The following is a 14,331-nucleotide window of genomic DNA, read 5'->3' as shown; positions in this document are numbered from 1 at the left end:
TCGTACCCGCGTGTTCCATGCGGTCACACGGACCCAGGGAGGCAAACCCTCACCCTGACCCTCTCCCAAAGGGAGAGGGGACAAACACGGGACTTCTAGCGGGAGGCCAGTGGCGCGATGGCGGCCTTCGCGTCGTCCACCTTGATGCCCACCGCCTTCGCCAGCTTCGTGCCGTACTCCGCGTTCGCGCTGTAGAAGTAGCCCACCATCCGCGCCTTCACCCGCGCGTCACGCACCTGCCCCAGGTCCGCCGCCAGGTTCTTCACCAGCCGCTCCCTCTCCGCCGGCGATAGCCCCAGGTAGAAGGCCCCCGCCTGCGTGAAGTTGTCCGTCTTCTCGATCGCCCCCTGCTGCGTCGTCCCGCTCAGCGGCGCTCGCGACAGCAGGTACGCCGGCACGTCCTCCGTCTCCCGCGTGATGCTCGGCTCGTAGTTCACGTCCGACTTCGTGTTGCCCCCGTTCATGCCGCCGCCCTGGTTGTTGTTGTTCACCTGCGCGCGCGCACGGTTCACCGGCAGCGACTGGTAGTTCGCCCCCACCCGGTAACGCTGCGTGTCCGCGTACGAGAACAGCCGGCCCTGCAACAGCCGGTCCTCCGAGGGCTCGATGCCCGGCGGCTGCACCCCCGGCGAGAACGCCGCCTGCTCCGTCTCCTCGAAGAAGTTGTCCGGCATCCGGTCCAGCGTGAACTTCCCCAGCTTGATGGAGGGCACCTTGTCCTCCGGCCACACCTTCGTCGCGTCCAGCGGATCGAACGCGAACGCGTCCAGGTCCTTCGGGTCCAACACCTGCGCGCTCAGCTCCCACGACGGGAACTGCCCCTTCCCCATCGTCGTGTAGAGGTCATGCGTGGCGTGCTGGAAGTCCTCGCCCTGCACACGCGTGGCCTCCTCCGCCGTGAGCGACTTCACGCCCTGCTGCGACTTCCAGTTGAACTTGACGTAGCGCACCTCGCCCTTCGCGTTGACGAACTTGAAGGAGTGCACGCCGTGCCCGTTCATCTGCCGGTAGTTCGCCGGAATCCCCAGGTCCGAGTACAGCTGCGTCAACATGTGCGTGGACTCGGGCACGTGGGAGAAGAAGTCGAAGAAGCGGTTCGGGTCCTGCCGGTTCGTCACCGGCGACGGCTTGAGCGAGTGCACCATGTCCGGGAACTTGATGGCGTCTCGGATGAAGAACACCGGCAGGTTGTTGCCCACCAGGTCCCAGTTCCCCTCGTCCGTGTAGAACTTGAGCGCGAAGCCGCGGGGGTCTCTCACCGTCTCGGGCGAGCCCTGCGGATGGATGACGGTGGAGAAGCGCACGAACATGGGCGTCTTCTTGCCCTTCGCCGAGAACAGGGACGCACGCGTGAGCCGCGAGAAGTCACCGTAGCTCTCGAAGGAGCCGTAGGCGCCCACACCCCGGGCATGCACCACGCGCTCCGGAGTGCGCTCACGGTCGAAACGCGCCAGCTTCTCGATGAGGTGGAAGTCCTCCAGGAGGATTCCGCCGCGCGGGCCCGCCGTCTTCGAGCTCTGGTTGGAGCCAACGGGCGAGCCCGTATCCGTGGTGAGCGGCGGGGTGCCGGCCAGCGCCGGGGCGCCCGTGAACAGCGCGGTGAGGACCAGGGGTTTCAGGTTCATGCGAGCCTCCGTGGGGGTGGGGAACGACGGGAGGCTCCTTGAGCAGGGGCTGTGCCAGGGACACAGCCCCCGTGAAATCAGGCACTTATCCGTTCACCCTCCATCCGCACCCACCGAAATACCGGTGAGGACACCGACAGGGCGGTGAAGGTGGTCACCGAGATATCGGTACTCCCAGCCTCACCGAAATGTCGGTGCCAGGGTGTGCCCCGGTCCGCCCGACAGGCTCCCTGCTCCAGGGCCGCTCGCGGCATGCCGTGTGGGCCGCCTTCAAGTGGCCTCGGCCTGGAACGTCATGCCCGCGGCGCGCAGCCGCTCGACGAGCTTCATCCCCATGCACGAGGCCGGGGTGAGCAGCCCTCCTCGCTCCGGCAGCTCGTCCTCGGCCAGGCACAGCGCGGACTCTCCCAGCATCCACGACGTCGCCCCGTACCCTGGATCCTGCTTCGCCCCGACACGCGCGCGCACCCGCTCCCCCGCCGTCCCCACTCCGTGCAGCTCGATGTCGAAGAACCCGCTCTCCCGCTCCTCACGGCTCGGCCCCTCACCCGGTGCCGGCAGGAAACGCTCGGCCAGCTTCCGCACCGGCCCGAACACCATCGCTCCCGACAACGCCATGCCCGCGCTCGTCGCCGCCGCCCGCGCCAGTCCCGCGGGGCCCCGACCCACGTCGATCGCCTCGTCGTAACGGAACTCGCGCCCGTAGGCGTAGCCGAGCAGCGCGTTGCTCCGCCGCACCACCCGCGTGTTCACCGCCGCCATGAAGAACGGCGCCAGCCAGCGGCCCGTCTCCGGGTCCCTCCGGGGGCGGAGCCAATCCTCGTGTCCGCGCCTGTCGGGCGCTCCCTCCGGGCTCAGCGAGAACGGATCCGCGAACACCTGGCGCACCGCGGGGTCCCCCATCCGCTCCGCCGCGTGGAGCCCGCTGGCGATGGTTCCACCGCTCGCCCCGCCCTTCATCCGCCGCACCCGGTAGTGGGCCTCGGCCAGCCGCCCGCCCTTCGCGGCGAGCTGCTCGTGCAGCAGCAGCACCCCCAGGTCCGACGGGATGGAGTCGAAACCACACGAGGGGACGATGCGCGCCCCCGTCTCCACCGCGCGGGCATGGTGCGCGTCGATCATCTCCCGGACCCACTGTGTCTCGCCCGTCAGGTCGCAGTAGTCGGTGCCCTGCTCCGCGCACGCGCCCAGCAACACGCTCCCATACCGGGCGTAGGGGCCCGCCGTGGTGCACACCACACGCGTGCGGCTCGCGAGCCCCTCCATGGCCGCCTTGTCCAGGCTGTCTCCCGCCACCAGGGGCAGCTCCTTCGCGGAGGGCTCCCGCGTGGCGAGCTCCTCGCGCACCCGCTCGAGCTTTTCACGGCTCCGGCCCGCCAGGGCCCAGCGGAGCGAGGGGCGCTTCTTCACGAGGTACTCGGCGACGAGGCGTCCGGTGAACCCCGTGGCTCCGAAGAGGACGAGGTCGAACTCCCGGGCCCGGGTGCGGCGCTGCTCACGGTCTGTCATGCTCGCGAATGCAAGCACCGCGAGCACCCGGGCGGAAGGAAGGAATTCGTTACATGCACCAGGTCATCGACTGGCTGCGCACCGTGCCGCTGTGGCAGGCCGCCCTCGTGTTCCTGGCCAAGAACGCGCTCGTGCTCGTGCTGGCCGTGGCGCTCGGGGAGTGGCTGGTCCGGCGCCATGCCCACCGCCGCGTGGCCCCCGAGGCCCCTCCGCTCCAGCGCGAGGAGTGGGTGCTCGCCACGGGGTGCGTCGTGCTCAACTCGGTGGTGACCTTCACCGGCCTCCTGCTGTGGCGCGAGGGGCTCATCCGCTTCCGGCTCGACGGCGGCCCCGGCGTGCTCGTGGACGTGCTGGTGCTCGTGGGGGTGATGGACCTGGGCATGTACCTGCTGCACCGCACCGCGCACCTGCCGCTGCTCTACGGCTGGCTGCATGCCCCCCACCACCGCTACGAGCGCGCCCGGCCCCTCACCCTCTTCGTCCTCAGCCCGCTGGAGGTGCTCGGCTTCGGCGCCCTGTGGCTCGCCGTGTGCGTGGCCTACGAGTCCTCGTGGGCCGGCATGTTGCTCTACCTCGTCTTCAACACCCTGTGGGGCCTGCTCGGACACCTCGGCGTGGAGCCCTTCCCGGATGCCTGGGTCCGCTGGCCCGTCCTGCGCGCCGTGGCCACCACCACCTTCCACGCCCGCCACCACCTGGACCTCGCCCACCACTACGGCTTCTACACCGTCGTGTGGGATCGGCTCTTCGGCACGCTCGCCCCCGACTACGAGGCGTCCTTCGCCCGCTCGCAGGTGGTGCCACCCGAGCCCCTCGCACCGCCCCGGCCGGACCTTCCCGGCTCCGGCGCCTGAGGGGTCCGCGTCAGGCCGCCTTCTCGCTCCCGTGCACCCGCGGATGACGAGGGGCCTGCCCGCTCAACTGCCGCAGCCCCTCCCGGGCGATGCCCAGGCCTCCCGAGGCCACGGCCCGGAGCCACGAGTGGCCCATCGTCCGCTCGATGAACTCGCGCATCCTTCGCGGCTCCCTCATCACGGGCGTCAGCAGGTTGGGATCGTTGAAGTTCTCCGAGAAGGCGTTGGCCAGCAGCTGGCGCCCGCTCTCGTTGTCCGAGCGGCCGTCACTGCCGTACTGGGCGATGAGCAGTTGCAGCGCGGGCGGGGTGATGGGCTCCAGCAATAGGTTGGTGAAGTCGTGGGTGGCCCGGCCATGGCGCTCGTAGAAGCGCTCGAAGGTGTCCGTCATCCACGCCGCGTCGAAGGGCCGGTCCTGGTGCTCGACGATGCACTCGACGAGGTTGCGCACCATCTTGTTGCCATTGTTGGCGCCCTGGCCGGCGATGGGGTCCACCGACATGGCCGTGTCCCCCAGCGCCATCACCACCCGGCCCGAGGGCAGCCGCCCAGCGGGCTTACGCACCGTGGGAACGAACCTTCCCACCAGCCAGCCATTGGCATCCGACGTCTCCGCGTCCTTCACCCACGGGTAGTCCCAGGGGAGGAGCTCCCGGATGAGCCCCTTGGCGATCTCCAGCACCTGCCCGGCGCTCTTCGCCTCCTGGAAGCGGTCCAGGGGTCCACCCGGCAGGGCCTCGAAGAGCAGGTTCCAGCTCGCCCCGGCGTCCTTGTGGAAGTAGGGCACCCAGAAGCACTCGCCCCGGCCAGGCAGCAGGTTGATTTTCACCGGCAACAGGGGAACGCCGTCGAAGCCCAGCGCGGGCCCCTTCACACACACCATGGCCAGGTGGCGCTGGGGCTTGTCGTAGACGCAGCGTCCGGCGTCGCGCTCGAAGAGGTTGCACAACTCGGCCCGCCCGGCGGCCACCAGGGTGAGCTCATGCGCCGCGGCGATCTCCTCCAGGCGCGGAATCGAGATGGATTCGATCTCCACCCCGCCGCCCCGAGCCTTCAACGCCTGCATCCAGTGGTGGCTCTGCAGGCGCAGGTCGATGGCGGCGCAGGGCGCGCGCAGACGTCCGGTGAGGGTGAGCAGTTGGGTGCCCGGCTTGGGACACACCGTGATGTGGAAGCCCTCGCCGTAGGGAAGCTGGCCGGCCCAGGGGTTGAGGTCCAGCTCGTGCTCGAAGCCCAGCGAGAGATCGAAGCGCGCCGCCGTCCCGGTGGGCCGGCTCTCGTTCAACCACTGCTCGGGCGTCTTGTCCGAGTAGAGCGTCACCCGGTGGCCCGCCTTCAGCAGCGCGTGCGCCGCCAGCAGCCCCGCCTGCCCGGCTCCGACAACAGCGATGTTCCTCATGTCTCCCCCCGCTCGATGCTTCATCCGTCCGGAACTCCGGCGATGCTACCATCGGGAATCCCTCGTCACCGCATCTCGGCATGGAGTGGGCTCGCCTTCATGCGAGACAAGTGTCAGCGGAGCTGAAGCACCTGCCCACGGTGCAGGCTGGACAGAAAATCACTGACGGACCGGAGGTCGTCGAGAAACGCCATCATCTCCTTTCCGTCGATGAGGATGAGCTCCAGTTCCGTCGTCTGGTAGAAGCTCCGTGCCTGCTGAACGGCATCCTTCGTGAAGCTTCCTGTCGTGAGGAGGAAGCCCTGCTTGAGACGCCGATTCTGGAGGATTCCCACCAGCTTCGTGACCACCTCCTGATTGACCTTCTGCTTGCGCCAGTTCTTGCACTCGACGAACAAGTAGGAGGACTTGCGGAAGACGGCATCCGACTCCCGCGACGGCCGCAGGATGAGATCTATCTCCTCAGTCCCGGTGCGCGCATTGCGCTCACTGACCAGGAAGGACTCCTTGAAGAACTCCGCGGCGAAGTCCTCCAAGAGCTGTCCCTCTTCGTCCGACACCTCCGGCGAGCTCGCTTCCAGCCAGAGCGCCTTGAGCTGCTCCTTGCGCTGCCGCAATCCCCTAAATACGGGCTCGATGAGTGGAGAGAGCTGAAAAGCAGGCCCGGTACTGGACTCGAGGCGCAGCAGCGCATCCTCGCGAGACAGTTGCTCCATGTTCTGCACCGCTCCCGGCAACCCCCGCACGGGGTCCAGCTCACCGAGGTCGGCTCCGCTCACATAGCTGTTGCGCCGGAAGATCTTCGCCAGCAGCTCGCGCTCACTCTCGGCGAGACCGCTGTAGATGAGGTTGCCCTCCTTCTGCAGGGCACGATCGAGATGCTCGGGTGTGACGCGAATGGCCTGCTCGGACAGGGGATGTTGCGTCTGCAGCAGTTCCTCCAACGCCGCGTACGCCATGAGGTTGAGCGGACGGGGCATGCCGCCGCACCGGTCGACGATGGCTTCGACCACTTCCGTGACAAAGGGCGCGAGCGTCGGCGGCTCTTCAGAACGCCGACGGAAGGTCGCGAGGTTGCGTCGGAGGATATCCACCAGGTCCTCTGGCTCGAACGGCTGCAGTTCCAACCGATGGTCGAACGCGGCCAGCAGCGAGGAGCGGATGTCCGTGAAGACGTCCATGTACCGGCCCGTGAGGACGAACGAGGCATCCGTATCCAACAACGAGCGCGCCCCCATCACGATGCCCTGTACGACCTGGGCATCCCGCTTGTCGATCTCATCGATGGCGATGACGACCCGATGGATGCCAGCGGCGCGGGCGAGCTCCAAGCCGTGTCTGAAGCGCAGATCCGGAACGCGCGGGCCTCGCGCATCCGGCTCCAGACGAGCAAGCTCATCCCACGACTTCAGGGCGAAGTCGTGCAGGCCCGTGTCCGGCGAGGCAGTCGCCAGTGCCCCCTCGACCAGGGCGGTGAGCGCGGCGAGCCGGAATCCATCCGGAGAGTCGTGCTGGAGCGCCGCGTAACCAGTCAAGAAGGACACCTGCTTCGTCATCCGCAGCTCTCGCAGGAGCTTGCGGACGAACGTCGTCTTCCCATAGCCATACCCGCCAACCACCAGGAGGTTGCGGGGGCCGTCATACACACGCCATGCGGCATCCCGAAGCTCGGCCTCACGCCCCACGAAGACCTGGTCGATCGCGTCGTCCTTCGGCTCTGTCTTGGTGAAGGGATTGCGCTGGAGATTGCATGCCTCCAACAACGCATGCCTCCGGTCGAGACTCCCATTGACGATGCTCATGGTGTGCGCTGCCTAGCACCCTGGCCCTGGGAGGACAACGTGCGCCGCTCCACCAATCGCAGGATCTCCTGCATGTCGTGCCGTGCGTCCTGCGTGAGCACGGGATCCGCAAGGTGCTCGCGCATCCAGCGCACATGCGCCGCCGCCTCATCATGGCGGCCCAGTTGCAGCAACAGCGCCACCAGCAACGCGCGCGTCCGCGCTGCCCGGAGGCGATCTCCCAGGACATCATAGCGGCGGACGGCCTCCTCGTAGCTCATCCGCGCCTCTTCGTAGTAGGAGCCATGGAGCGCCGCATCCGCGAGAAGCCGGTACCCCTCGGCCACCAGGCCGGGCACCCCAGCCCGCAGGGCCAGCTGCAGTCCCTGCCCGGCACTCTCCCGCGCCTTCTCCCATGCACCCCGACGGCCCTCCAGGTCCGCGAGCAGGAAGAACGCACGGGCACCGTTGGAGGGATCATCACCCTGCCGTGCCTCCTCAATGGCCTGGCGGAGGACCCTGGACTTCTCCGACTCCGAGGTGTCCCTCGACGACAGGAGCGCCAGCGCCCGCGTCAGGGGACCCGCCGCAGCCCCAGCGGTCGGAGCCAGGAAGGGCACCGGAGTGTCGGACGAAGGGGTGGCCTGCCTGGACCGGAGGATGGTGCTCACGAAATCCTCGAGTCTGGAGCGCTCGAATTGCCCCCCGAGTGGTGCTCGGCGGGCCAGTTCCAGGACCCGCGAGAGCAGGACATCCGTCACGGTGCGCTGCCCCTCATCCTCCAATTCCAAAAAGAGCGCCTGCTCCACCAGCACTTTGAGCTCCATGAAGTCAGGTACCGCCGCAGCCTCCTGGAGTGCCAACGCGCGCTCGAGAATCTCGCCAGCAGCGGTACGCTCACCCACCTCCGCCAACACCTCCGCGATTCGCAGCAGGCCACGCAGCAACTGAGGATCTGAAGGACTCGAGCCTTTTTCCAGGATGGCCAGCGCACGCTCAGCGTGAAGCCTTGCCCGTACCCGTTCACCAAACCTGGCACAACCCCGAGCCAGTTCAGTGAGCAGGTACGCGGTCTCCAGATGGTGCTCACCCAACCGATGCAGGCTGATGTCCACCGCCCGCTCCAACAAGCGCAGAGCGCTTGTATCGTCATCGCGGGCAGTGCGTGCCGTCGCGAGTGCTTCGAGCACAGTAACGAGCCCGAGGTCATCAGGACCCAATACCAGTTCTCCCACGCTCAAGGCTTCTTCGAGGACCGCGTTGGCTTCCGCCACCCGCCCCAGACCCAGCAATATCCTGCCACGGAGCATGAGCCGTGACGGGAGTTGCACGTGGCTCCAGCCAAGCTCGTTTCGATCGATGTCCAGGGCACGATCGATGGACTGAAGCGCGGCGCCCCATCTTTTTTTTCGCTTGGAGTGCCTGCCTCGCATCCCCCATTCCCATTGCAGGGAAGCCAGGCGCGAGAGCCGGTCCGCCTTTTGAGCGGGCTGAACTCCGGCATTCTTCCCATCCTCCGCAACGGCCTGCTCCAGGAGCCTCCGCGCCGAGCCGCGATCTTCTATTGCCTCCAGAACCTCCGCGAGGCTCATGCGTACCGAGGCGCGCAACTCCAGGTCCGCATCCGGCAGCCGCTCAAGGAGCCGGAGTGCACGAAACAAGAGAGGCCGAGCCATCCCATGCTGTCTCGCGCGTAGCAGACACTCCGCGAAGAGCCAGGCAACCTCGGCCCAGAACATGGCGGGCACCAGGGATTCCGCGGTGCGCAAGATGGCCTCGAGGTGGAAGCGGTCCGCGATGGCAGCCTCCGCCTCCATCCATGCGCCCCTCTCGCGGTAGACGATGAGCCGCTCGCGCACCCGCTCCAGAACCCGCCGGACGGCGTCCTTCCAGTCGTCGGGAGCCGCCAGAACCCGCACCCGCTGATGCGTTCCTCCATGAATGAAGGCGATCTCTCCCTGGAGCTGTATCAATCCCAGACGTTCGAGCGCCCGCCACGGCTCGTCCTCCACCGTCTTACCGAGCCAGCTCCGCTCAATGCCCACCTCCGGCGTGAAAACGGCGATGGCTTCCAACAACCTCCGCGTGACACTCCCTCGGGCAAACTGTTCGATGCACAGGTCGAGAACCCCTACGGCCCGCGTTCGGAAACCACCCCATTGAAGTTCGAGTCCCTCCCACGTCATCACTTTCTGATTCAGCAGCCGCGCCACGGCGCCCACGAACTGGGCCCGCCCCATCAGCCGCTGCCAGAGGAGTTTTTCGTGACCCGTGCCCAGGATGTCCGGCGCTAGCCCCATACGCTCGAGCAGCTCACGGGTGTCCTCCTGCTGAAGTGGACCGACACACCGGGAGGCAATCCCTTCCATCAACGAGGATGGCTGGCCACGGCAGGTTCCCAGGACCGTCACATGACGAGCGGAGCACCACTCCGCCCACTCCCTCGAGCGCATGTCCTCGACAATCAAGAGCACCGGCTCCGGGCTCTCCTCCAGTTCTCGGACGACAGCGCGCGCAATGCCTTCCGAGAGGGACTCACGATGCATCCCCTCCACGAGGGATTCCAGCTCATCACGCAGCAGGCCCGAGACGTGATGGGGAGGGAGATTCCACGCCAGCCAGGCAAAGGCCCGCTCAGGACCCTCATGACCCGGAACCCACCAGAGCCCGCCAGGGTAGTCCGCGGCATGCCGCGCGGCATATTCGAGTGCGAGCGACGTCTTCCCCACCCCCGCCCGTCCCCAGAGGAGTGCACACCGTCCCGGGCCCAACCGCTCCCTCAGCCACGCGAGGTCCGCCTCACGTCCCACGAAGGGAATCGTCCGAGGAGGTAGGTTGTCCGGTGATGACTCCGAAGAAGGGGGCCTCGCCTCGGCTGGAGACTCGCCTCCAAGGACACGCAACAACCGCTCCACACCTTCGCGCCAGGCGACTTCACCGGGAAACAAGTCGATGGGAGGCGAATCCGCGAAGCCCTCTGGCCGGGAAATCCGGTCCAGCCTCACAGGCAACAGCCGCTCCCGTGCGAAACCGTGACTCCGGATGAGTGAGAGTTCGAAGTTCGTCCAGCCGCTCTCCTGCGCGTTCCGCGACAACAGCACCACCACGGTCCCGGTATCTTTCAACCCCCGCGCCAGCGCGTCGGACAGCGACTCCCCCACGAGCAGCGCATCTTCGGCCAGCCACGGCTCGTGACCGGCCTGGCGAAGAGCCGCGGCCAGCCGGCGGGCAGGCGTCCGATCGGATCGGACATGGGAGATGAAGACCTTGGCCATTCGCCTCAATGTAGCGCGCGGTCCTGGAAGCCGCCGAGCAAGCACCTGGAATTCGTCGAGCCTCGGCCGCCTGCAATCCCAGGGCTCACACGAGCGCGTCCAGTTCCTCCAGGAGCCGGTCTACATCCGCCTCGGTATTATAGAGGTGCGGGGACACGCGGATGCTATCGCCGCGCACGCTCACGAAGACCTTGCGCGCCGCCAGCTTCGCCGCCACGTCCGGCCCGTAACCTCCCCGCCGCTTCAGCCCCACCATGTGCCCCGCCCGCTGTGACTCGGGCGGCACCTCCAGCGTGAGCGCCCTCGCCCCCTTCGCCACCCGCTCCGTCAGCGCCCGCAGCGACTCCTGCACGTCCGCCACGCCCCACTTGAGCAACTGCCTCAGCGCCGCCATCGCCATCGGCACCAGCACGAAGTTGCTGCGCTCCCCCACGTCGAAGCGCCTCGCCCCCGGCTGGAAGTCGTCCCGGTAGTCCACCAGCCGCGCGAAGTCCTCGCTCCCTCCGCGCATCAGCCAGTTGTGCTCGATGGGCTGCCCCTCGCGGAACCTCGGCGCCACGTACAGGTAGCCCTGGGTGTAGGGCCCCATCAGCCACTTGTAGCCCGCCGCCACCAGGAAGTCCGGCTTCACCTCCGCCACGCTCAACGGCAGCGCCCCCAGCGACTGCGTCGCGTCCACCGCCAGCGCCGCGCCCACCTCGCGCACCCGCTGCCCCACCCGCACCAGGTCCACCAGCCCCCCGTCCGTCCAGTGGCAGTGCGGCACCGCCACCAGCGCCGTGCGCTCGTCCACCTCCTCCAGCAGCGCCCGCGTCCAGTCCCCATCCTCCGGCCGGCGCACCGTCACCACCTGCCCTCCCGCCCGCTGCGCCAGCTCGCGCCACGGGTACACGTTGGAGGGGAACTCCTCGGCCAGCACCAGCAGCCGCTGCCCCACCTTCACCGGCACGTTCGCCGCCGCCACCGCCAGCCCGTAGCTCGCCGAGGGCACCAACGCCACCCCCTCCGCGTCCGCTTCCACCAGCCGCGCGAAGAGCTTCCGCAGCGCCTCCGAGTCGTTGAAGAAGTCCTCGGGCCGCACCCACCACGGCCTCGACTTGCGCATCACCGCTTCCTTCCCCACCTCGCTCACCTCGTGCAGCTGCGGGGACATGTACGCGCAGTTGATCCACGTGACGTCGTCGGGCAGGTCGAAGAGGTGGCGCTGGGTGGGAAGGATCATGGCTCCGCGAGCATAGCCCGCGCGCCCTCGTCCGCGGTGTCCCGCGGCAACTCCACGGTGAACGTCGAGCCGTGGCCCACCTCGCTCTCCACGGCGATGGTGCCCCCCAGCGCGCTGACAATCCGCCAGGTGATGTGCAGCCCCAGCCCCAGCCCACCGTAGTGGCGCTCGGACACCGCGCGCTCGAACTTGCCGAAGATGCGGCCCCGGTGCTCCGGCGCGATGCCGATGCCCTCGTCCCGCACCGACAGCCTCGCCAGCCCGTGCGCCCACCCCACGTGCACGTGAACCGGCCGGCCCGCCCCGTACTTGAGCGCGTTGGTCAGCAGGTTCGTCACCACCTGCTCCAGCCGCAGCCGGTCCCACCGCCCCACCACCCGCTCCCGGTCCATCAGCTCCATCCGGCAGCCCGCCCGCGCCGCCTCGGCCGACAGCTGCTCGAGCACCTCCCGCGCCACCGCCCCCAGGTCCACCTCCTCCAGGTGCAGCGGCAACCGGCCCTGTGCCAGCTTCGCCACGTCCAGCAAGTCATTCACCAGCCCCGCCAGCTTGCGCACCTGCGACTCGCAGCCCCGCACCACCCGGAGAATCCGCTCGGTGGGCACCGGCTCGCCCCCGTTCCGCTCCGCCATCCGCATCAAGCCCTGGAGCTGCAACCGCAAGGGCGTCAGCGGCGTCTTCAGCTCGTGCGAGGCCACCGCGAGGAACTCGTCACGCAGCCGCACCGCCCGCTGGGACTCCAGGAAGAGCCGCGCGCTCTCCAGCGCCGACGCCAGCCGGTGCGCCAGCTCCTGCCCCAGGGACAGGTCCTCCGCTCCATGGGGCCGCCTCGGCTTGCACGCGCCCAGCGTGACGAGCCCCAACGCCCCCTCGGGCGAGCGCAGCGGCACCACCATCACCGAGCACACCTCCCCCGCCTCCATCACCTGCTCCAGCGGCACGAAGCCCGACGACACCCGCCGCCACGTCTCGGCGCGGAAGTCCTGGAAGAGCAGCGGCTCGCCCGAGCGCAGGGCCTCCCACAGCGGGCCCCCGGAGTCGCTCATCGAGGGCGTGGGCCAGGCCCGCGCCAGCCGAGGCACCCGCTCGAGGTCCTCATGGGCCGCCGCCACGCGCCGCAGCCCGCCCTCGGGCGTCACCAGGTCGATGACACACCACGAGGCCACCGACACGCTCGCCAGGCCCGCCACCTGCTGGAGCGTGGCATCCGGCACCTCCAGCGACTGGCCCAGCACCCGGCTGGCCGTGGCGAGGAAGCGCACCGCCCCCTCCGCGCGCTTGAGGTCCGACATGTCCAACACGAAGCTGAGGGTGCGCTCCTGCTCCTCCACCTGCGCCGCGCCCGTCAGCACCGACACGCGGCTGCCATCCCCGCGCACCAGCTCCATCTCGAACGCGGTGACCACCCCGCGAGACCACAGCTCCCGCTGCTTGCGCCGCCCGGCCTCCTTGCCCTCGGGCGGCACCAGCACCTGCCACCGCAGCGCTCCCCGCTCCATCGCCTCGCGGCTGTACCCGACGAGCGACAGGAAGGCCTCGTTGGCCTCGTGGATGAGCCCGTCCTCGTCGGTGAAGGCCAGCCCCATCATCTCCGACTCCATGATGCGGCGGAACACGGCCTCCCCCTGGCGCAGGGACTTCTCCAGGCGCAGCCGCTCGGTGATGTCCTCCATGAGCGCCACGGCGGCCGTCACCCGGCCCTCGGCGTCCCGCACCGGCCCGGCGCTCACCGACAGGCTGTAGCGCGAGCCGTCCTCACGCCGCACCTCCATCACCTCGCCGCGCACCAGCTCGCCCCGGGTGAGGGCCCGCACCAGCGGCCACTCGTCCGGGGAGTAGGGCCGCCCGTCCGGATGGAAGCCGGTCCTGGCGGTCGTGTACTGCTCCTTGCTCCAGTCGGCGGGCACGGACTCTCCGTGGAGCCGCGCCGCCTGCGCGTTGCCCATCACCAGCCGGCCCTCCGGAGCCTCGGCGAGGATGACGGCCTGGGGCAGCTGTTGCAGCACGGCCTGGAGACGCAGGTGCTCCTGCTCCAACTGGCGGCGGTGCGCCTCGGCCTCGGCCCGGGCCCGCTCGGCCTGCTCACGCAGCTCGCGCTCACGGGAGTAGAGGTGGGCGCGCTCCAGCGCCTGCGCGCACTGCCGCGAGACGAGGCGGGCGAAGTCCCTGTCCTCCTCCGCGAAGCCCCGCTCCCGCTCGAAGCCGAGCGTCAACACGCCCAGCACCCGCCCCTCCACCTCCAGCGGCAGGCTGGCCCAGGCACGCCCGTGGCTCAAGGGCAGGCGGCCCATCGCCGGGTAGCGCTCGAGCACGGCCTCCCGCGACTCCAGCCACACCGGCTCGCCCAGGCGCACCGCATCGGTGACGGGCAGCGGCACGTCCAGGGTCACGGAGGTCCACGGCTCGAGCTCCCTCCGGGACATCCCCACCCACTGCACGAGCCGCAGCACCCCGGGCTCCTCCAGCAGGAAGATGGAGCAGTCGGCCGCGTCCATCGCCGGCCCCGCCTGCTGGACGATGACGTGGGCCACCTGCTCGGGCGTGAGCGCCTGCGACAGCTTGCTCGTCACCTTCTGGAGGCGCAGCAACCGCTCCATCGTCCGTCGCGCACTGTGCGGCCGCGTGTCGCTCACCCGTACCCCAGAGGCGAAGTCTACACGTTCAAC

General features: G+C 68.8%; 8 protein-coding genes and 1 pseudogene. 1 reads left to right on the top strand and 8 read right to left on the bottom strand.

The genetic code is table 11. The annotated features are described in order from the left end of the window. Positions 1 to 95: 95 nt before the first annotated feature. Together Q664_RS11390 and Q664_RS11385 are read right to left on the bottom strand one after the other, a co-directional pair. On the bottom strand, positions 96 to 1,625 hold the full coding sequence (locus Q664_RS11390; protein WP_043393481.1) for a catalase: 1,530 nt from the start codon (positions 1,623 to 1,625) through the stop codon (positions 96 to 98). Between the two features lie 270 nt (positions 1,626 to 1,895). Beyond that, entirely contained in the window at positions 1,896 to 3,134 is a 1,239-nt protein-coding gene (locus Q664_RS11385) for a saccharopine dehydrogenase family protein (RefSeq protein ID WP_043393503.1), read from the bottom strand. Positions 3,135 to 3,187: 53 nt separating this feature from the next. Between Q664_RS11385 and Q664_RS11380 the strand changes: the two genes are divergently transcribed. Then, positions 3,188 to 3,988, top strand: coding sequence for a sterol desaturase family protein (locus Q664_RS11380; RefSeq protein WP_063934681.1), 801 nt, complete (start codon positions 3,188 to 3,190; stop codon positions 3,986 to 3,988). 10 nt (positions 3,989 to 3,998) lie between these two features. Here Q664_RS11380 and Q664_RS11375 read toward each other — a convergent pair whose 3' ends face one another. The 6 genes and pseudogenes from Q664_RS11375 to Q664_RS62115 form a co-directional block, all read right to left on the bottom strand. Further along, positions 3,999 to 5,387, bottom strand: a complete 1,389-nt coding sequence (locus Q664_RS11375) for a styrene monooxygenase/indole monooxygenase family protein (protein WP_043393478.1) — start codon at positions 5,385 to 5,387, stop codon at positions 3,999 to 4,001. Positions 5,388 to 5,500: 113 nt separating this feature from the next. Then, the gene (locus Q664_RS11370; RefSeq protein WP_084609750.1) at positions 5,501 to 7,189 is read right to left on the bottom strand and encodes a restriction endonuclease; all 1,689 of its coding nucleotides are present in this window, start codon (positions 7,187 to 7,189) and stop codon (positions 5,501 to 5,503) included. Beyond that, complete coding sequence (locus tag Q664_RS11365) at positions 7,186 to 9,381, bottom strand: tetratricopeptide repeat protein (RefSeq protein WP_235216657.1); 2,196 nt, start codon at positions 9,379 to 9,381, stop codon at positions 7,186 to 7,188. Before Q664_RS11365 ends, Q664_RS11370 begins: the two co-directional genes overlap by 4 nt. Before the next feature lie 246 nt (positions 9,382 to 9,627). Next, positions 9,628 to 10,443: pseudogene (locus Q664_RS62900) on the bottom strand (toll/interleukin-1 receptor domain-containing protein); the annotation flags it as partial. Positions 10,444 to 10,528: 85 nt separating this feature from the next. Next, positions 10,529 to 11,665, bottom strand: coding sequence for an aminotransferase class V-fold PLP-dependent enzyme (locus Q664_RS11360; protein WP_084609748.1), 1,137 nt, complete (start codon positions 11,663 to 11,665; stop codon positions 10,529 to 10,531). Then, positions 11,662 to 14,298: a sensor histidine kinase gene (locus Q664_RS62115; RefSeq protein WP_152622037.1), complete on the bottom strand. Its 2,637-nt coding sequence runs from the start codon at positions 14,296 to 14,298 to the stop codon at positions 11,662 to 11,664. The genes Q664_RS11360 and Q664_RS62115 overlap by 4 nt, the downstream gene beginning before the upstream one ends. Positions 14,299 to 14,331 lie beyond the last annotated feature (33 nt).

This window comes from Archangium violaceum Cb vi76, assembly GCF_000733295.1.
Lineage (GTDB): Bacteria > Myxococcota > Myxococcia > Myxococcales > Myxococcaceae > Archangium > Archangium violaceum.
This window is presented reverse-complemented; position numbering and strand designations above follow the sequence as displayed.